Below are 17,771 nucleotides of genomic sequence, written 5' to 3'. Positions count from 1 at the left end.
TCAGACCGCACTTTCCGCGTGCCGGGACAGCGCCGCGGTCACGTCGCGCAGGGTGTGCAGGGCGGCCACGTCCTCCTCGATGAAGTTCGCCAGCGAGATTCCGGTGTCGTCGCAGACCGCGGTCAGGAAGAGGACCTTGTTCAGTGAGGTGAGCCCGTAGTCGTCGACCATGTCGAGGTCCGGATCGAGCGCACCCTGCGCGTTGTTCGACGCGATCACCTTCCGGAAGTTGTCGTGCACAGCCTTTTCCACATCAGGCATGGGTTCTTCCTTTCTCACCGATTTCCCGTCGATACTGTTCGAGGATCTGGCTGCGTTTCGGTTTGTACTGCGAACTGAGCAGTCCGTTGTCGATGCTGAACCGAGGTCGGGCGATCACCACCCTGCCGATGCGCTCGTCACGCTCCAGCTCCGCGTTGGTGTGTGCGAGGTGCTCGGCGATGGCCGCCTCGTCGGCGGGTTCGGCCGCCGGGGAGACGACGGCGACGAGCTGAGTCTGCGTCGGGCAGAACACCACGCAGTGCTCGATCGCCGCGCTGGCCGCCATCCGTTCCTCGATCGGCCGGACGATCACTTTCTTTCCGTTCGCCAACACGATCACGTCGTCGGCGCGACCGCGGATGTAGAGAAAGCCGTCCTCGTCGAGATAGCCGATATCGCCGGTCCGGACCGTGCCATCGGCGGCGAACACGCCCATCGAATGCGCGGTCGCACCGTATTCGTAGCGCCGCGCCACCGGGTGGTCGCTGCGCACACTGATGACGCCGTCTGCGTCGAACAGCACCTCCTTGCCCGGCACGACCCGCCCGACGCTGCCCGCCTTGCTGGCGCCGGGATGGTTCTTGGCGACGATGCAGGTCTCGTTCATGCCGTAGCCCTCGTAGATGGGCACGCCGAGGCGGGTGAAGAAACGCAGCATGTCCGCGCCGGCCGGTGCGGATCCGGTCCACAGGTAGCGAATTCGGTCGCCGAACAACTCTTTCGCCGCGACCTGCGGATCGGCCTGTGCCGCCAGATGTTGTTTCACGGTCTCGTAGAAACCCGGCACCCCCATCACGACGGTGGGCCGCACCTGCCGCAGCGCGGTGAACGCGGCCTCGTAGGTGCTGACCGTGACGTCGTGGCCGAAGCACAGCGCCGAATAGATCCAATACCGCTGCTGCAACAGGGCCAGCGGCAGAAAGACGAACAGGTGATCGCCGGGGCCGTGCGCGAACATTTCCTGGACGGCGCGCAGCGAGCTGTCGATGCTGCCCACGCTGGCCGCAAGCCCCTTCGGCACGCCGGTGCTGCCCGAGGTGAATTTGAGGGTGGTCGCCTCGTCACTGTCGTACCGGACCGGGGGCAGCGGGTCCGCGGGTTGTTCAGCGAGCGTACGAACCTCGCTGATCGGCCGGACACTGGCGGCAGTGGACGGCTGATCGGTGAACAGCAGTTTCAGGTCGTAGCGCGCGAGCAGCGCCGCGTCCGGCTCGAATTTGCCGGGTTCCAGCCCGGCGGTCACCGCCTTGCACCGCAGCGCGGCCAGATCCAGCAGCACCCATTCCAGACAGTTCGCCGCGAGAATCCCTATGCGATCTCCCGGCGCCACGCCCAGTTCGCGGAGCCGAACCGCCAAACGTTCGGCCCGCGTGCACAACTCACGCAGTTCGATCGTCTCCGTCGTGCCCAGCCGGGCGAAGGTCGCGTGGTAGCCGGGCGGGGGCGACGTCGTGACGATCTGGTTGATCACCGAATCCATCACGCGCTCCCCACCCCGACCGGCTCCGCCGCCGCGACCGACGGTTCCGCGAAGAACTTCCGCACCAGATCGATCCGGGTCCCCGCGGGCACGAGTTCCACGATGTGCGGCCATTCGCTCGGGCGGGGCCCGCCGAGTGCTTCGCCGAGCCGCCCGGCGAACCGTGGCAGCACCGGAGTGGCGCAGTGGGCGAGCAACCGCGCCGCGGCCAGTTCCAGCGCGACGGCGGTGCGGGCCTCGTCGTGCCAATCCTCGACCGCCGCCACCACGCTTTCCCGCTCGGCGAAACAAACTGTGTCGGTGACGATTCCGTGCAGTTCCGCGGCCGCGGCCTCGACGGAGAACGCATCGGGACCGAGGGCGGCGGTCACGGCGGACAGCCGAGTGCCGAGGCGGCCGAGAAACGCCGTGTGCTCCGGCGTCCAGACGCCTGCGTCCGGCGCGTGGCCCCCGTAGCGAGTCTGGATGCGGTGCCCCAGATCGTTGAGCCAGCGCTGCCAGGTGCCGATCAATTCCTCGCGCACGGCGGCCGCATAGCTTTCGCGGGTGAAGTTGGTACTCCGCGACTCCGGTCGAGTCCGGGACAGGAAGTACCGCACACCGTCCACGCTGTCCGGCGAGAGGATTTCCTTGCCCCAGACGGCATGCCGTCGGCTGGTGGAGAATTTGCCGCCATCGAGGAGATAGAACTCGTTGACGTGGTAGTCGATATCCGGGTGCCAGTCGGGGAAGGCCAGCCGGTAGAGCGCGGGATACAGGATCGAGTGGTAGAAGCTGTTGTCGTAGCCGAAGAAATGCACGATCTTCCAGTCCTGCTCGGGCTGGTCCGAGCGCCAGTCCCGGCCGAGGCGCCGCCCCAACGCCGAAATACCGTGCAGGAAACCGTAAGACATCTCCGGCCAGACCCAGATGACCTGTCCGTCCGCGCCGGTTTCGGTGGGCGGCACACCCCACGTCGCCGGATGGGTGATCGCCACGTCGAGCCGAGGGCGGGCGAACAATCGCCCGGCCAGTTCGCGTAGCCGCGCCGGAACTCGGCCGAGCCGATGGTGCGCGGCGAGTTCGGCGGCGAACTCGTGCAACGGCAGGGTGAACCGGGTGATCGTGTCGATCCGCGGGGACGCCTGCGACCTGTTCGATCGCGGATCAGTCAGGTCGACACAGGAATTGGGCTCGCCGCAGCCCTCGCAGATATTGCCACCGGCCGAGGCTCCGCAGCCCGGGCAGCCGCCCGACACGTCGACCTCGTACAGGTAGTCGTTCGTCGTGCCGTCGAACAGCGCCGGACCCTCTTGAGGCGCAACGGATCCCGATGCCACGACGCGAGAGAAGTACTCCTGCAATCCGGTCCGATAGGTGGGGTCCGCGTCGGTCGCCGTGTACTGATCGGGTTCGATGTCCATCAGCCGCAGCGTTTCGGCGATCTCGGCGCTGTAGTGCGCCGCCGTCGCCGCGGGCGCCTTGCCCTCGCGCCGCGCCCGGTCGACCACGTAACTCTGGTAGTCGTCGCTGCCGGTGAGGTGCCACGCCTGGGCACCGTTCATCCGCTGGAAACGGACGAAAACATCCGCACCCAGATACGGGCCGGACAGGTGCCCGAGATGCAGGTCGCCGTTCGGCGTCGGCGGCGTGGAGAACACGAAGATCGGCCGCTCGCCGAAGCGCCGCCGGTCGCTGCGGCCGACGGCCGCGCGGGCGGCCCGGCCCGGATCACGCCAGTACAGATCGAAGAACACCAGCTCGGTCGGCCCGGTGTTCTCGACGACATGGGTCTCGAACGGATCGAACAGCACGACCATGCCGGGGCCGACGGGATGCCGTGCGCCGTCCACGACGACATCGCCGTGGCCGCTGACGACCAGGAACACCTCGGTCTCGTCGTGCTGGTGCGGATCGGACCGGCCGCCGGGGGCCACCCGCGCCCAGCCCGCGCCGAAGCCGAACCCATCGATCGAACTCATGTCGATGCCGAATGCCGCATGCAGGTCGGCGGTGTCGAAGCGATTGACGATCACGCGGGACTCATCTCCTTCGGTGACTGACTTGTCTGCTCGTCCAGCCGCAGCAGGCCGACGGCCTCGGCCGCGATCGCCGGGGCCAGCCGGTAACCCGAACCGTTCGCGGCGCCCGCGAAGATCACCCGCCCGGCCGGGTCGAGCGCTCGCACCTGCGGCTGCCGATCGACGCTGTAGGCGTCGCAGAACACCCGGCCGCCCACGGCGTGCTCGGCCAGGACGGGCGAATACCGTTGCAGCAGCGGCATTGCCGCTTCGAGGACGTTGTCTTCGATGCCGCCGGACACGGTGTCGGGATCGACATCCCACTCGTCGTGGGTGTAGCTGAACAGCCAGTGCCCGCGGTGCCGCAGCGGTAGCAGGAAGGCGTCCTCGTCATGGAACACGACGACGCCGTCATCGGGCCTCGGCTCCTGTTCGATGTGGAGCGCGACGACCTTCTTGACGCGCGAATTCAGCGGCGCGACCAGGTCACGCCAGGCTCGGTCGGTCAGCCATGGTCCGGGGGCCAGCACCACGCGTCCGGCTGTGCACGTCTCTCCGGTGCTGAGCCGGAGCAGCACCTCGGACCCAGCGTCCTCGATTGCATTGACACGCAAGCCTTCCCGGATGGTGACGTGTCGGCGCAGCTCGTGGGCTATCGCCTGAGCCAGCGCGGGCACATCGGCGTAGTGGCAGCCCTGGCCGCGCCAGACACCGGCTTCGCGCGGCACCTGGACCAGACCGCCCGGCACCGCGTCCGTCGGTGTCAGCGCCGCACGGTCGAGATAGACCTCCCCGAGGCCGGCGGCGGTGTGGGTTGCCACCACGGTCATGCCGAGCGAATGAATAGGTAGCGCAGGATGTTTCGCCGCCAGGTCTTCGTAATAGTCCTGGCTGTATGCGGTCATCTGCCGCACGCGGTCGGACGCGCCGCGCGGAAAGTGCAGTCCCGCGGAGCGCCTGCTCGCTCCGGTGCCGATCCCATCCCGGTCGAACACTTCGACGGGAGTATCGGGGAAGCGCGAAATCACTTCGCGCGCAATCAGGCAACCGATGATTCCGCCTCCGATGACGGCGACTGTCCGACTCGTCATCGCTCCACGCTCCGATCGTCGGGAGCCTTGGCCGACCATTCGAGGAACGAATCGTGCGGATCGTCGGAGCGGATGCCGCGCAGGCGATCGGCGATCCGTTTGCTGCGCCAGGCGACGAGACTGAGATTGGTGTCGGCCAAGCCGCGCTGTCGCCGTGCGCCGTTCTGCAGGAAGATATTTCGATCGGCGGGACCGTCCCAGCAGACGGCGAAATCCGAGTCGATCTTGTATTCGTCGTTGTCCCGCTCCAGGCGGTCCGCCACCGGAGACAGGAACTCCATGCCGTCGGCGTGGAACCCGGTCGCCCAGACGATCACATCGGCCTCGGCATGTTCGTGCACGCCGGGCTGGTCGTTGTGCGTGAAGGTGATGTCCCAGCCCGAGCCTGGATCGCCGGTCACCCGCAGCACCTCGCGGTTCGGGTACAGGGCGACCAGGTCGGTGGCGCCGTCGACGAAGCGGTGCAGGTAGATGCGCTGGTAGATCTCGCGCAGCGTGGCCTCGGAGATGCCGTCGCTGGTCAGCACGTGGGCGAAGTTGATGGCGTCGCGGGCGGGGCCGGGCAGGGCGGAGAAGTACTCCGAGTAGCCCGGCATGTAGTAGTCGTTCGTGAACGGTGAGTCGTCCAGGGGAAAGTAGTTGCGGCGCCGGGATATCCAGCCGACCCGGCGCGGCAGCTCGGCGCGCGGACGGGAGATCAGCTCGAGAAAGGCCTCCGCGCCGGACTGGCCGCCGCCGATCACCCAGACTCGTCGTCCGGCGAGCCCGACTGCCTTGTCCGCGAATTCGCTGATGTGGAATTGGGTCGGCCCGAGCAGATTGTCGGCCAGCGGCGGAACATAAGGCTTTCGGCCGACGCCGATCACGACGTTGTCGGCGGTAACGGTGCGGTTGCCGGTACGTAGCCGGAAAACATCATCGAATTCGATCGAGCGCACTTCTTCGCCGAAGACAAGGTTCTCGTTCCGGGAGCTGACCCATTCCAGATAGTTCCGGAACTCGCTGCGCGGCACCGCATCGAATTGTGCGTTGAGGTAGTGGTAGACCCGGCCCTTGGCATGGAGATAGGACAGAAAAGTAAAACGGTTCGTCGGGTCGGAGAGGCTGACCAGGTCCTTGAGCATCGAGACCTGCAGCGAGGTGTTGGGCAGGAGCTGGCCGTCGTGCCACCGAAAGTCGTGCCGCTTTTCGAAGAACCGGTTCGAGACGTCCGGCTGTTCGTACAGCAGCGACGCCAGGCTCAGATTTGCTGGTCCGATACCGATGCCCACGCATCGGTAATGTTCACAATTGTCGGTGAGCGCTCTCTGGCTCATTACGCCTCCTGCCCCTCGAGGTCAGTCCTCGGGGTGAATACCGAGAGAATCGGCGGTTGCTGATTCGCAATACTCGCCCGCCTGGGCAGCTTTCTTGCAGTTGAATAGAACCCCCGTCGATCGGCTGGAGCCCTGTTTACCGCTTCGCAATCGGCGGTAATATCCTCGAAATCAACGGTAGCGGGTGGGGGAGGCGCGCACAAGAACGGTGAAAGTTTTTGCCGGGCTGCTGTGCGGCACTGACGATCTCGGACAAGATCGCGGGAAGCGGTTGCCGCGGTAGGCCTTTGGGATGAGACGCCGAAGGCGTAGCCTCATGATTACGCGGAGAACGCACCGCGGGTGTGCTGGTCGAGTAGCTGTGCCAGCCGATGCAGGTCCTGCGAGCGTCGTTGCGCGAGCTCGGCGAGGCGCGGGGCACAGTGGCTGGGGATGTCGCCGATGACATCGGCCAGCTCGACGTCGTCCTCGAACGGAAACTCCAACCACCGCAGCAGTTTTCGTCCGGTCTCGGAAAAGCGCAGCGACGGGTCCTTGCGCAGCTGATGCAACATCTCCGCGGTGATCATCCGCTGCGCGGCCGGGACCGGCGCTGTATCGGACCTGTCAGCGGCTGTGGGCGTCGCGGTCGAACGGCGCCGCGGCACCGGATTCCGGCCACTGTGCAGTCGTTTGCGCACATCCTTCGCCGTGGTGACCGAAATACCCGCCGCCACAGCCACTTTCCGGGCCGACGCGGTGGGATCGGCGATGAACAGCTCGGCGGCGCGTTGCCGACCTTGCGGTCCGAACTGATGCCGCACACCGTTACGAGCGATCCGACTGGTTGCGTGTGGAACTTCCACAGGCGACCGTCGCCGGATGGCGGAGACGGTCTTGGGCGAGACCCCGGCGATGGCGGCGACCGCTCGATCCGACCAGTCCGGGTATGACACCAGAATACGTAACGCGGCGGTCTTGCGTTCGGCCAGCGACAGCGGCAGGCCGTGCGCCGTATTCAGTTTGACCGCCAGCACGAACGCTTCCTCCGGGCCGCCATCGAAAAACACTGCCGCGATGGACTTTTCACCGCGCAGTCGAGCGGCGCACAGTCGATGCCAGCCGTCCACGACCTGCATCGTCGCGCGCCGGACAACGATGGGCGCAGGGGCGGTAGTCGATTCGGCGAGGAGACGGGTGTGCGCCGTGTTCTCGCCTGCCGTGCGTGGCGGCGAATCCGACGGCCGTAGCTCGCTGATCGGCAACTCGACGATCTCCGAGCAATACGATTGTGCGCCAGGAAAATTCGGTACGGATAGGCTCGCCGCCCTGGGCGAACCGGCATTACCCCCACTGGTCATGGATTCCCCTCCCGGGTCCGTATGCCTCCGATACGCCGCGCAGCCAGGTGCACAGACGGCTACGGCGCGCGTAATCCGGGATCGACTCCCACCCCAGCGTAACCAGCGGCACCGCCGACCGGGCTCCCCCCGATCGGGGGGTATCGCGCCGCGGCGCGGGACGGACCATCGTGCGGTTTCGTGACCTCCTTTCGCATCGCGCCGGAACGAATGGCGGGTTGCTGGCATGAAAAGTCGATCTATCGGTGGTTGTCGGCGGGCAGATCGACAACAGTGGCTGGTATGAGTGCGCTGAGCCGCGGTCCGCACCGCGCAGACCCGGGTACTCGGTCGCCGATCCTGAGCATCGATCGGAGCGGGACACCGGCTCGCAGGACCATCGACTGGCATGCGCATGACGACGCGATGCTGCTGTGGTCCGCCACCGCGACCGTGACTATGAGTACCCCGGCGCGCGACTGGCTCGTGCCGCCCGGCTACGGCCTCTGGGTACCGCCGCGGATCTTGCACGCGGAGAAGGCATTACGGGCAGGCGAGCTCTGCATCGTGCACTTCGCGCCGGACCTCTGCCCGGTCCGCTGGTCCGAACCGATCGGGCTCTCGGTGGGTCCCCTGCTGCGCGAACTCGTGCTGCACCTGCACGAAGCCGCGCCGGACGACCCGAGCCGGGTGCACGCCGAGCCGCTGGTCTTCGATCTGCTCACACCGCTACCCGTCAACGCCATCGACGTGTCCATGCCGACGGATCCGCGCGTGCGCGCGATCGCCGAGCAGCTCATCGCCGACCCCAGCGACACCCGTGAGCTGGCGTTCTGGGCACACCAGGTGCACGCCGGGGTACGCACCCTGTCCCGGCTGTTCGTCAACGAAACCGGTCTGACCTTCGCGCAATGGCGAACGCACGCCCGGATGCGGGCCGCCGCCGAGCACCTGGCCAATGGCCGATCTGTCAACGCCACCGCGCGGGCCGTCGGCTACCACAAACCCAGCGCGTTCATTGCCGCGTTCCGCCGATCGACCGGCCGAACGCCGAGTACCTATCTGCAGGTAGGGACGGCAACCGATCTCGAGCCGTAGCGCCCGCAGCGGCGTCACCCAGTCCTATCCGGTGGAAGCAGCGTTCCTGCTCGCGGTGCGGACCGGTAGTCGGGCATGTCCGTTGGAGATGAAACTGCGCACGGGCGCCAACTCGGCCGGGCCGACCGCCAGGCTGAGTTCCGGGAAGCGAGTGAACAGGGCGGGCAGCGCGATCTGCGCCTCGAGCCGGGCCAGCGGCGCGCCGAGGCAATGATGGGCACCGTGCCCGAAGGAGACATGCTGGTCTTTGCTGCTGCGGTGCACGTCGAATTCGTCGGCGGTGGGCCCGTGCACCCGGGGATCGCGACCGGCCGCGGCGTAGGAGGCGAGGATCGCGTCGCCCTTCGGAATGTGGAAGCCATCGATGTCGAGATCCTCGACCGCGAACCGCAGCGGCAGGTGCGCCAGTGGTGCCTGGTAGCGCAAGGTCTCCTCCACCACGTCGGCCCAGCTCGACCTGCCCGCGAGCACGTCGGCCCGTTGCCGCGGCTCGGTCAGCAGCGCGAAAATCGCTTGGTCGAGCAGGTTCACGGTGGTTTCGTGCCCGGCGCTGATGATCAGCATCAGGGTGTCGACGAGTTCCTTCTGGGTCAACCGGGCGCCGTCTTCGTCGTAGGTGGCGGTCAGCAAACTGGTGATGTCGTCGCCGGGCTCGGCTCTGCGGTAGGCGACGAGTTCGCCGACCAGCCCATACATTTCGAGGTAGTTCGCCTGCGGATCTTTGCGGGTGTCCGCGGTGTCGAAGAACCGGTCGACGCAGGCGTGCAGCGCGGGAGCCAGTTGGTCTGGGACACCTAACAATTCGCTGATCACGCGGATCGGCACCGGGTAGGCGAACCGCTTGCGCAGGTCGACCACCGTGCCGGGCGGGGGCGCGGCCAACTGGTCGAGCAGGTCAGCGGTGATCGCTTCGATCCGTGGGCGCAGCGCCATCGTCCGGCGGTGGGTGAACGCGGGGGACACCAGCTTTCGCAGTCGCCGGTGCTCGGGTCCGTAGGCGGTGAACATATTGTCGACGCCGACCCACGAGCGCAGCGGCCACTCCGCGGGGATCTCGCCCGCCTGGAATGCCGTCCAGTGCCGGCGCGCGTCCTTGGATACTCGGGAGTCGGTCAGCAGACGGCGCAGCACGGCGGCGTCGGTCACCGACCACACCGAAACGTCGCCGGGCAGCACGACCCTGGTGATCGGCCCGCGCCGGCGGATCCGTGCCGATTCGCCTTGGATGTCGACACCGGCCGTGTCCAGCACGATCGGTTCGTTTTCCCTGTTCGTGGCCGCCACTACCCGGCCGGAATTCTGCTGACTCACACGCTGCCTCGTCCTCGTGCGGATGCCACGATCGGCTGATCGGGTTACTTTCGAAGATTAGGAATATCGGTGCCGCGCACGAGTGAACCGCTGCGCCATCCCGGATAGAACTTTCGCGCCACCGGGGCGATACTCGGCGAGAGAATAGGCTCGGCGCAGCGAATACAGAATGGATCGGTAGGTGATGGAGAGCACTGGAGCGCGGGTCGCCTACTCGCACGGCGGGTTCTCACTGGACTCCACCGGCGCGGGCGCCGTGTCGCGCGGGTTCGATGCCTTCCGGCACGGGTGGCAGACCCAGGTCGGTGGTGCCTTCCCGCTGCCCACCTTCAGCCAGGCCACAACCGGTGATTTCCGGGTCAGGAGCCGCGTGGCGAAGGTGCGCGATGTGGCGATCACCGATCTCGACAGTGCATCCGTGATCCGGACAGCGGGCACCCCGTACGGCTATGCGGATCAGGCCCGGATGTATGTGGTGCGGCGTGGCACCTGGACGTTGGGTGGCGCCCCCGATCGCGCCGAACACACGGTGTCGGCTGGGCAGTTCCTGTTGCGGCACGGTCGGCCGCTGCATTTCGGGGCGGCACCGCACACCACGGTGCAGATCATCACGCTGCCCGCCGCCGCGTTCGAGCCTCGGCTCAGAAACCAGAGCATCACCGCGTCGGCGGACTCGGCCGAGATGCGCCTGCTGCTGGCGCATACGAACATGGTCCACGCGACGGTGACCGACCTCGGTCCGGCCGGGGTGGTAGCCGCCCACGGGGCCCTGATCGAACTGGCCAAAGCTGTAGCGGCAGGTCGATTCGACGATATGGAACCCGGGCTCCGGCCCGCGCTGAGCCGAGCGGCCAAGATATTGGCGGACCGTCATCTCGCCGATCCGGAGCTGTCCCCGGCCATGCTGGCGCGGGAACTCAACGTCTCCGTGCGTACCTTGCAGCGAGCGTTCACCCAGGCGGGTGAGTCGGTGACCAGCTACATCCGGCACCGCAGGTTGGATGAGGCCCGGCGCGCACTCACCGCCCAGTCCCGGCTGCCGAGCGTCGCCGAACTCGCCGCGCACTGGCAGTTCTCCGACAGCAGCCACTTCATCCGCGCCTTCAAAAAACGCTACGGCCAGACGCCTTTCGAATACGCGCGCTCAGCGGGGACCACCGGGCCCTAACGACCTGGCGGGCAGTACACCTCGCGCTCCGCCGGCGTCCGCGATGCCCAAACATGTACTGCCGAGGAAGATCCCGAGTTCGTAGCGCACAGATTCGGCATCGAAAGAGCGGACGAGCACACCGATTTCGTAGTCGCCGGGATAGGTGACTTCGCCGAGGTAGTCGATTCGATACGACGACGGCGACAGGTCAGGCACCAGCCCGTCCGCGCCGATCGCCGCGGCTGTGAATGCCGCGACAGCCTCGTCGTACCAGGTGGCCAAGGCGAGGTAATTGACGTGCTGATTGCCGTCGACGTCGCCGATTCGTGCGCGCAGCGGCGCGAAAAACGCGTAATAGTCACGATGTTGGCGCTCGGCGCCTGGGCGGGATGCTGCCGTCTCGCTCGAATCCTGAAGGGATAGTTCGGTGAGATCCGCGATCAACTCGTCCGGCAGCGCGAGCGGCCCCGCTGGACCGAGATGCAGCACCGTGGCCTCGCCGCTGCCCACCCGCTTGCCGCCCGCGAACGCAGCCTGTTGGTACGTGAACGATGACCGCCCGATACGACGAATACCGGTGTGCACCTGGGCATCAGCGTCGGTGAGATAGGCGGGTGCCAGCTTTTCGACGCTTTGGCCGACGAAAATGATCTGGTGCGAACCGAACCCGCCGACGTCGACGAGCCGCTCGAACTGAGGCATTTTCAGCCTTATCCGCGCGTCCTCCAGCCAACGCGCCATTCCGATCGTGCTCACCGAGCCGTTTCGGCCGAGATCAGCCTGCCGTGCTCGGATGACGCACTGAGCCGGAAACCCGAGGTAACTGCCTGTATTCATGAAAGGACTTTAGGAAAGGCAGCCTGGCGCGCCATTGAACGTCGACGCCAACCGGATGGAACAGCAACGCCAAATGCACGCGGGATCCTCGGTCAGCCTGGGAGATGGCGATCTGGTTGCTCTCGAGCGCAGCTGTGTCCTACATACCTGCGGGAGGTCAGGGTGGCGACTACTTCGTCGTCTCGCTGAGAATGCCGCTGACATAGCGAACATCGCCCATGCGCAGGTCGTCGTCCTGCAGTGGCCCAAGGTTGTTGGCGGCGAACAGGTCTCGGACGCTGGCTGCGTTCAGTGTCCAGCCTTGGTCGATCAGGTAGGGAGCCGCTTCGTTGCGCGCTCCGAAATATCGCAGCCTCGTCATATCGGGATCGAATCCGTGCGCTCGCCAATTTTCGGAGATGTGATCCAGGCGTTGCTTCGTCTTTTCCTCGTCACCAGGTTGCGGGTTGGGCCTGCTTTCGGTGGCCACCCGGCTGCCCGGCGCGCTGAGCTCAGTGATGGTGTCCAACAGGTGGTCCTGCGCCTCGGGCGGCAGATAGCCCAGCAGGCCTTCGGCGCTCCATGCGGTCGGCCGGGCCGGGTCGAATCCGGCGGTGCGCAGTGCGGCGGGCCAGTCGTCGCGCAGATCGACCGCAGCCACTCTGCGGTCGGCGGTGGGTACGGCGCCCAACTCAGCCAGTGTGCGGGTCTTGAATTCGATGACCTGCGGCTGGTCGAGCTCGTACACCACGGTCCCGGCCGGCCAGGGCAGTCGGTACGCACGGGAATCCAGCCCGGCAGCGAGGATCACGACCTGGGTGATGCCTGCGTTCGTCGCATCGAGGAAGAACTCGTCGTAGAACTTGGTACGTACCACGCCTACGTCGATCGACACCTGCTCCACCAAGTCATGCGGTGGCAATTCGCCGGTCGCCAGCCGGGTGAGCAGGTCGATGCCGACCGCCCGGACGAGCGGCGCGGCGAACGGGTCATCGATGAGCGCCCGATCCGCGCGGGTCGCTATCGCCCGGACCGCGGCGGCCATGGTCGCGGTCGCGCCGACACTGGACGCCAGGTCCCAGGTGTCTCCGTCGTACCTGGTGGAAGTCATGTGCTGCCTACCCTTCGTTGGACTCGCCTTCGGGAACGCCCCGCTCCGCTCGGAAGTAACGCATCCGACACTCGAATCCCACTGAACAGTAAGCATTTACACCACTCCGGAGCCTTCGATGGCGCGGGTCGTGCCGTTGAATATATCGGCTGGGTGCGACAACTTTGGCCAGGCCGTACGTCGGCGCGGACAGAACAGCCGCCGACGTACGACCTACCTGGTGTTCATCAATTGTGTTGCGGCACGTCGGAATCCGGGTGCCGATCGGGAGTGCGCAGTGGTGCGCCGACGTGGTGCAGGTGTTTCAGCGCCTCGCGGTAAGAGGAGATCAACCCGGTTTCGTGGTAGGACACACCGATTTCGGCGCAGTAGTCGCGGACGATCAGCTGGGCGTGCCGCAGGTTCGGCGTCGGCATGCTCGGGAACAGGTGGTGCTCGATCTGATAGTTGAGGCCGCCGAGGGCGAAGTCGGTCAACAGACCGCCCCGGACGTTGCGGGAGGTCAGCACCTGCCGTCGGAGGTAGTCGGGGCGCTCGTCGCCGGTCAAGGTCGGCATGCCTTTGTGGTTCGGGGCGAAGATGCAGCCCATGTACAGGCCGAAGAGGCCCTGGTGGACCGCGATGAACGCGCAGGCTTTATCGGCGGGCAGCACCGCGAACAGTGCGACCAGATAGCTGGCGAAGTGGCCGAACAGCAGCGCACCCTCCCAGCCGCGGTGTTTGACCGACCGATTCCTGAGCGCACGAACACCGGCCAGATGCAGGTTCAGACCCTCCAGCAACAGCAGGGGAAAGAACAGGAATGCTTGCGCCCGCCCGATGAGCCGAACCAGACCGCGGCTGGACCGTGCCTGCCGTTGCGACCAGACCAGAATGTCGGGTGCGACATCAGGGTCGAGTTCCTCGTGGTTCGGGTTGGCGTGATGGCGAGTGTGTTTGTCCTGCCACCAGCCGTAGCCGAGACCGATGCCCGCGTTGCCGACGAGCCGTCCCACAAGCTCCGTCGGCGGCCGGAGCCGGAAGACTTGGCGGTGTGCGACATCGTGCATGACGAGTGCGATCTGCGCGAACGTCACGGCCATGAACCCCGCGACCAGCAGCGTCCACCACGAATCGCCGATCAGCACGAACGCCGCCCAGCCCGCTGCGAACGCGAGGCCGACGAGGCTGAGCCGGACGGCGTAGTAGACGGGCCGCCGGTTCATCAACCCCGCCTCGGAGATCCGGCGCAAAAGTCGGGCGTAATCACCGTCGGCGCCGCGTCGCGGAGCTGACTTGGGGACCAGGGCAGGTGTCGTCATGTGTCTTCCTGAGAGCTGAGTCGGCGACGCCACCCCGGTCCGTCGACGATGCCAGGCCGATCGACATTTCGACCGGGGCGCCCATTGCGATATCCCGAAGCTATCCGCCGGATTCTCGTCACCTGTAATCCCTTGGTATGACATGGAATCGGACTGTGGAGTGAGATCGGACATCCCCCGCGAGCCCGGTTATCACCCAGCGTATCCAGCATCTTTGCCACCATCGGCGGGCGCGGCCGGGATCTGCTATGAAGTAGCTATGAGCAGTTGGCTCGACGAGAACGAGAACTGAGCTTCGGTGGAGCGGCACACTAGGGCCATGCACTATGTCGGTCGGGTGCCCGCTGCGCCGCTCGACCGATTCGTCGACGACATCTACTGCTTGACCGGGGTGCCGCGGTACCGCCGGATGATCGTTCCGCCGATGCCGTCGGCGCACCTGTACATCAACCTGGGTGGACCGGCTCGGCTGTGGGATTCCGATCCTTCGGTGCCGCCGGCGACGTTCACCGACGGATGGTTCATGGGTGTCTGGACCAGGCGTTTCCTGTTCGAATATCCCGAATGGGTGCGGCTTGTCGGGGTGCACTTCAAACCTTGGGGGATTTCGCCGTTCATCGATATGCCCGCGAGCGAGCTGCGGGACCGATGGGTGCCGGTCGACGCCGTCTGGCAACGGTCGGTGGATCGGATCCGCAACCTGGTCGGCGACCTCACCTCGGCCACCGAGACGCTGCGGGTGGTGGAGCAGGAACTGCGCGCCCGACTTGCCGAGACGCCATCACGCGGTCTCGACCTGGTCCAATACGCGGCAGGACGGTTGGCGACGTCGCACGGCGCGGTCCCGGTAGGCGCATTGACCGATGCCGCCGGAGTGAGCGTCAATCAGCTGGCCGCGCAGTTCAAATCCCATGTCGGGGTCACCCCGAAACGGGTAGCGCGGATCTACCGCTTCGCGCAGCTGATCCTGTCCGTGGATGCCTTGCGGCCGGTCGACTGGGCGCAGGTCGCACACACGGCGGGCTACTTCGACCAGGCCCACTTCAGCAGGGAGTTCAAGGACTTCACCGGCCACACCCCGACGGAGTACCTGGCCCTGCGCCGCCGCTTCCCCGCCGACCAGGATTTTCCGCCGGACGGCGGTCCTATGCCCGCCGAGTGATTTTTTACAAGCCCCATCGTCCGCGAGGCGACAAGATCGGAGCGAATACCCGAGCGACCCGAGGAGAACCAGTGGGCACAGTGATCATGCACAACGTGGTGTCAGTCGACGGCTTCATCGCCGACAAGAACGACGACGTCGGCCCACTCCACGAGTGGTACTTCAACGGAGACACCCCGATCGCCGACCGCGACGAGGAGTTCGACCATTCCGGCGCGGGCAACGGCTTCAAAGCCTCGAAAGTATCAGCCGAGTACGTCTCATCGATCTGGGCGGCGATCGGCACAATCGTGATGGGCCGCAACCTGTTCGACCTCGTGAACGGCTGGGAAGGCCGCCCACCCGCAGGCGACCACGTAGTAGTGGTCTCCCACCGCCCCAAGCCCGAAGGCTGGCACCCCGAAGCCTCCTACCATTTCGTCGACGACGTGACCGCCGCCATCGCCAAGGCCCAAGAACTCGCCGGCGACCGAACAGTAGCCGTCAACGCAGGCGAGGTAGGCGGCCAAATCCTCGCCGCCGGCCTCATAGACGAAGTAGCAATGGACGTGGTCCCCGTCGTATTCGGTTCAGGCAAACGCTATTTCGGCAGCATCGATGACCAACACCTCCTGGAGGACCCCCACGTGGTCATCCAGGGCGAGGGAGTCCTCCACCTGAAGTTCAAGGTCCGCCGCTAAGTCCTTGTCGAGCACAGTATTTCAACTGAAGTGGGCGGTGGAGAGTAGGTCGGCGATTATGCAGTAGGTGGCGAAGGGGGGCATGGGTTTCCGGGCCCGCCAGTTCCGGTAGTTCGAGTAGGCCTGCGCCGAGGATGGCGGGGGTGGCCCGATTCGTGTCCTCGTTGCCGATCATGAAACCAGGGCCGGTTATTTCGGTTGTCCCACGAAACATCCCGCGTGTAACCTCTCCGGCATGCAGCGCGCTCAGTCCACCACGACGCCGGACGACGTCCCGGCGCGCTGAATCCTGTTCTGCGAAAGCCCCGGGCGGATGCCCGGGGCTTTTCGCTGTGGTCATCCGTCCCTCGACTACGAGGAGACCTCATGTATGACCATCGAAAGCTCGGCCGAGAACTCGGCTTGTTCGACACCGACCCGTTGATCGGAGCCGGGTTGCCGTACTGGCTGCCAGACGGCGCGATCGTGCGCCACAGCCTCGAGGAATACGTCCGCGCTGCGGAACGGCAGGCGGGCTACCAGCACGTCTACTCCCCGGTGCTCGGAAAACGTGAACTGTATGAAATCTCCGGACACTGGGCGCATTACAACGACGACATGTACCCACCGATGGACATCGGCAGCGAGCAGGTGGTGCTGCGCCCAAGTCTGTGCCCGCATCATGCGGTGATTTACCGGTCCCGGGCGCACAGCTACCGTGAACTTCCATTGCGGATGGCCGAACTGGGCGGGATGTACCGCTCTGAATTGTCCGGAGTACTAGGCGGTTTGACCCGAGTGCGGTGCATCCAACTCAACGATGCTCATATCTTCTGCACCCTCGATCAGGTCGCCGACGAGGCCGCCGGTGCGCTGGCAATGATCGGCTCCGCGTACCGGGCCATGGGTATCGCCGGTGCCCGCTACCGACTGTCACTGCCCGGCGCGGGCGGCAAATACGTTGCGGCACCGGACATGTGGCTACGGGCAAGCAAGATCCTGAGTGAGGTACTCGACCGATCCGGAATGCCCTACGAGGCGATCGAGGGCGAGGCCGCGTTCTACGGACCGAAGATCGATGTTCAAGTGACCGATCACGCAGGCCGCGAATCGACCCTGTCCACCGTGCAGGTCGACTTCTATCAACCCGAGCAGTTCGACCTGCACTACACCGGTGCCGACGGCGCCAAGCATCGTCCGGTCATGGTGCACCGCAGCATCATCGGCAGCGTCGAGCGCGCGATCGCCCAGCTGATCGAAGAACACGGCGGCGCCTTCCCAGCCTGGCTGGCCCCGCTTCAGGTGGCCGTGCTCCCGATCTCCGATGCGGAGCAACCGGCTGCCGCAGCGCTTCGAGACCGTTGCGTTCGCGCGGGGCTGCGGGCACAGGTAGTCGATGCGGCATCAGGAAGCCTGGGCGCGCGGATACGGGAAACCCGGCTGGTGCCATACCAATTCATCCTCGGCCCGGCCGAAATCGCGAACGGAGAGGTGGCGCTACGGCTACGAGACGGACGCCGTTTGCCCGCCCAAGCCGCCGAACATGCAGTCGCACAAATCCGCGCATTGATCGAAAGCAACGACGCCCGCTTGTGGTCTGACTGATCTCCATCGGCCCGGATCGTTTTCGGTAAAGAGCCGGTTAGGTGGCGGCCGGGGGCCGCCACCGAACCGGCCCGATCAGCTGTTCGGCCGC

Annotated in this window: 15 protein-coding genes; 5 read left to right on the top strand and 10 right to left on the bottom strand. The window is 66.0% G+C overall.

What is annotated here, in order from left to right; all coding sequences use genetic code 11:
* The 6 genes from ACFWF1_RS34295 to ACFWF1_RS34270 form a co-directional block, all read right to left on the bottom strand.
* Positions 1 to 261, bottom strand: coding sequence for a hypothetical protein (locus ACFWF1_RS34295; RefSeq protein ID WP_379281055.1), 261 nt, complete (start codon positions 259 to 261; stop codon positions 1 to 3).
* Positions 254 to 1,741: an AMP-binding protein gene (locus ACFWF1_RS34290; protein WP_379281054.1), complete on the bottom strand. Its 1,488-nt coding sequence runs from the start codon at positions 1,739 to 1,741 to the stop codon at positions 254 to 256. The genes ACFWF1_RS34295 and ACFWF1_RS34290 overlap by 8 nt, the downstream gene beginning before the upstream one ends.
* Positions 1,741 to 3,756, bottom strand: a complete 2,016-nt coding sequence (locus tag ACFWF1_RS34285) for a class I tRNA ligase family protein (RefSeq protein WP_379281053.1) — start codon at positions 3,754 to 3,756, stop codon at positions 1,741 to 1,743. The genes ACFWF1_RS34290 and ACFWF1_RS34285 overlap by 1 nt, the downstream gene beginning before the upstream one ends.
* Positions 3,753 to 4,832: an NAD(P)/FAD-dependent oxidoreductase gene (locus ACFWF1_RS34280; protein WP_379281052.1), complete on the bottom strand. Its 1,080-nt coding sequence runs from the start codon at positions 4,830 to 4,832 to the stop codon at positions 3,753 to 3,755. Before ACFWF1_RS34280 ends, ACFWF1_RS34285 begins: the two co-directional genes overlap by 4 nt.
* Positions 4,829 to 6,103 (bottom strand): lysine N(6)-hydroxylase/L-ornithine N(5)-oxygenase family protein, encoded by a 1,275-nt coding sequence (locus ACFWF1_RS34275; protein ID WP_379281051.1) that lies wholly within the window; start codon positions 6,101 to 6,103, stop codon positions 4,829 to 4,831. Before ACFWF1_RS34275 ends, ACFWF1_RS34280 begins: the two co-directional genes overlap by 4 nt.
* Before the next feature lie 365 nt (positions 6,104 to 6,468).
* On the bottom strand, positions 6,469 to 7,488 hold the full coding sequence (locus tag ACFWF1_RS34270; protein WP_379281050.1) for a ParB/RepB/Spo0J family partition protein: 1,020 nt from the start codon (positions 7,486 to 7,488) through the stop codon (positions 6,469 to 6,471).
* 282 nt (positions 7,489 to 7,770) lie between these two features.
* Between ACFWF1_RS34270 and ACFWF1_RS34265 the strand changes: the two genes are divergently transcribed.
* Positions 7,771 to 8,565 (top strand): helix-turn-helix domain-containing protein, encoded by a 795-nt coding sequence (locus ACFWF1_RS34265; protein ID WP_379281049.1) that lies wholly within the window; start codon positions 7,771 to 7,773, stop codon positions 8,563 to 8,565.
* 24 nt (positions 8,566 to 8,589) lie between these two features.
* Here ACFWF1_RS34265 and ACFWF1_RS34260 read toward each other — a convergent pair whose 3' ends face one another.
* Positions 8,590 to 9,876 carry a cytochrome P450 gene (locus tag ACFWF1_RS34260; protein ID WP_379281048.1) on the bottom strand — a complete coding sequence of 429 codons (1,287 nt, stop codon included), beginning with the start codon at positions 9,874 to 9,876 and terminating at the stop codon, positions 8,590 to 8,592.
* A gap of 184 nt (positions 9,877 to 10,060) precedes the next feature.
* Here ACFWF1_RS34260 and ACFWF1_RS34255 point away from each other — a divergent pair, with 184 nt between their 5' ends.
* Positions 10,061 to 11,044, top strand: a complete 984-nt coding sequence (locus ACFWF1_RS34255) for a helix-turn-helix domain-containing protein (protein ID WP_379281218.1) — start codon at positions 10,061 to 10,063, stop codon at positions 11,042 to 11,044.
* Here the strand turns inward: ACFWF1_RS34255 and ACFWF1_RS34250 are convergent.
* The 3 genes from ACFWF1_RS34250 to ACFWF1_RS34240 all read right to left on the bottom strand — a co-directional run bounded on the left by ACFWF1_RS34250 (position 11,021) and on the right by ACFWF1_RS34240 (position 14,254).
* The gene (locus tag ACFWF1_RS34250; RefSeq protein ID WP_379281047.1) at positions 11,021 to 11,863 is read right to left on the bottom strand and encodes a hypothetical protein; all 843 of its coding nucleotides are present in this window, start codon (positions 11,861 to 11,863) and stop codon (positions 11,021 to 11,023) included. The genes ACFWF1_RS34255 and ACFWF1_RS34250 overlap by 24 nt on opposite strands.
* A 169-nt stretch (positions 11,864 to 12,032) precedes the next feature.
* Complete coding sequence (locus tag ACFWF1_RS34245) at positions 12,033 to 12,953, bottom strand: class I SAM-dependent methyltransferase (RefSeq protein WP_379281046.1); 921 nt, start codon at positions 12,951 to 12,953, stop codon at positions 12,033 to 12,035.
* Between the two features lie 227 nt (positions 12,954 to 13,180).
* A complete protein-coding gene (locus tag ACFWF1_RS34240; protein ID WP_379281045.1) occupies positions 13,181 to 14,254 on the bottom strand; it encodes a fatty acid desaturase family protein in 1,074 nt (357 codons plus the stop codon).
* A gap of 319 nt (positions 14,255 to 14,573) precedes the next feature.
* Here ACFWF1_RS34240 and ACFWF1_RS34235 point away from each other — a divergent pair, with 319 nt between their 5' ends.
* From ACFWF1_RS34235 to thrS, 3 genes are all read left to right on the top strand, one after another.
* Positions 14,574 to 15,416: a helix-turn-helix domain-containing protein gene (locus ACFWF1_RS34235; RefSeq protein ID WP_379281044.1), complete on the top strand. Its 843-nt coding sequence runs from the start codon at positions 14,574 to 14,576 to the stop codon at positions 15,414 to 15,416.
* Positions 15,417 to 15,487: 71 nt separating this feature from the next.
* Positions 15,488 to 16,096 (top strand): dihydrofolate reductase family protein, encoded by a 609-nt coding sequence (locus ACFWF1_RS34230; RefSeq protein ID WP_379281043.1) that lies wholly within the window; start codon positions 15,488 to 15,490, stop codon positions 16,094 to 16,096.
* A 366-nt stretch (positions 16,097 to 16,462) separates the two neighbouring features.
* Complete coding sequence (gene thrS, locus ACFWF1_RS34225; RefSeq protein WP_379281042.1) at positions 16,463 to 17,680, top strand: threonine--tRNA ligase; 1,218 nt, start codon at positions 16,463 to 16,465, stop codon at positions 17,678 to 17,680.
* The last annotated feature ends 91 nt before the right edge of the window (positions 17,681 to 17,771 follow it).

It is taken from the genome of Nocardia sp. NPDC060255 (assembly GCF_042727395.1).
In the GTDB taxonomy this organism is placed as follows: domain Bacteria; phylum Actinomycetota; class Actinomycetes; order Mycobacteriales; family Mycobacteriaceae; genus Nocardia.
Note: the sequence above shows the minus strand (reverse complement) of the source record. Positions and strands in the feature narration are given on the sequence as shown.

Excerpts from the sequence above, each read along its gene's own strand:
- ACFWF1_RS34295 (WP_379281055.1), bottom strand. The coding sequence starts at position 261 with ATGCCTGATGTGGAAAAGGCTGTGCACGACAACTTCCGGAAGGTGATC.
- ACFWF1_RS34290 (WP_379281054.1), bottom strand. The coding sequence starts at position 1,741 with ATGGATTCGGTGATCAACCAGATCGTCACGACGTCGCCCCCGCCCGGC.
- ACFWF1_RS34280 (WP_379281052.1), bottom strand. The coding sequence starts at position 4,832 with ATGACGAGTCGGACAGTCGCCGTCATCGGAGGCGGAATCATCGGTTGC.
- ACFWF1_RS34270 (WP_379281050.1), bottom strand. The coding sequence starts at position 7,488 with ATGACCAGTGGGGGTAATGCCGGTTCGCCCAGGGCGGCGAGCCTATCC.
- ACFWF1_RS34265 (WP_379281049.1), top strand. The coding sequence starts at position 7,771 with ATGAGTGCGCTGAGCCGCGGTCCGCACCGCGCAGACCCGGGTACTCGG.
- ACFWF1_RS34255 (WP_379281218.1), top strand. The coding sequence starts at position 10,061 with ATGGAGAGCACTGGAGCGCGGGTCGCCTACTCGCACGGCGGGTTCTCA.
- ACFWF1_RS34250 (WP_379281047.1), bottom strand. The coding sequence starts at position 11,863 with ATGAATACAGGCAGTTACCTCGGGTTTCCGGCTCAGTGCGTCATCCGA.
- ACFWF1_RS34245 (WP_379281046.1), bottom strand. The coding sequence starts at position 12,953 with ATGACTTCCACCAGGTACGACGGAGACACCTGGGACCTGGCGTCCAGT.
- ACFWF1_RS34240 (WP_379281045.1), bottom strand. The coding sequence starts at position 14,254 with ATGACGACACCTGCCCTGGTCCCCAAGTCAGCTCCGCGACGCGGCGCC.
- ACFWF1_RS34235 (WP_379281044.1), top strand. The coding sequence starts at position 14,574 with ATGCACTATGTCGGTCGGGTGCCCGCTGCGCCGCTCGACCGATTCGTC.
- thrS (WP_379281042.1), top strand. The coding sequence starts at position 16,463 with ATGTATGACCATCGAAAGCTCGGCCGAGAACTCGGCTTGTTCGACACC.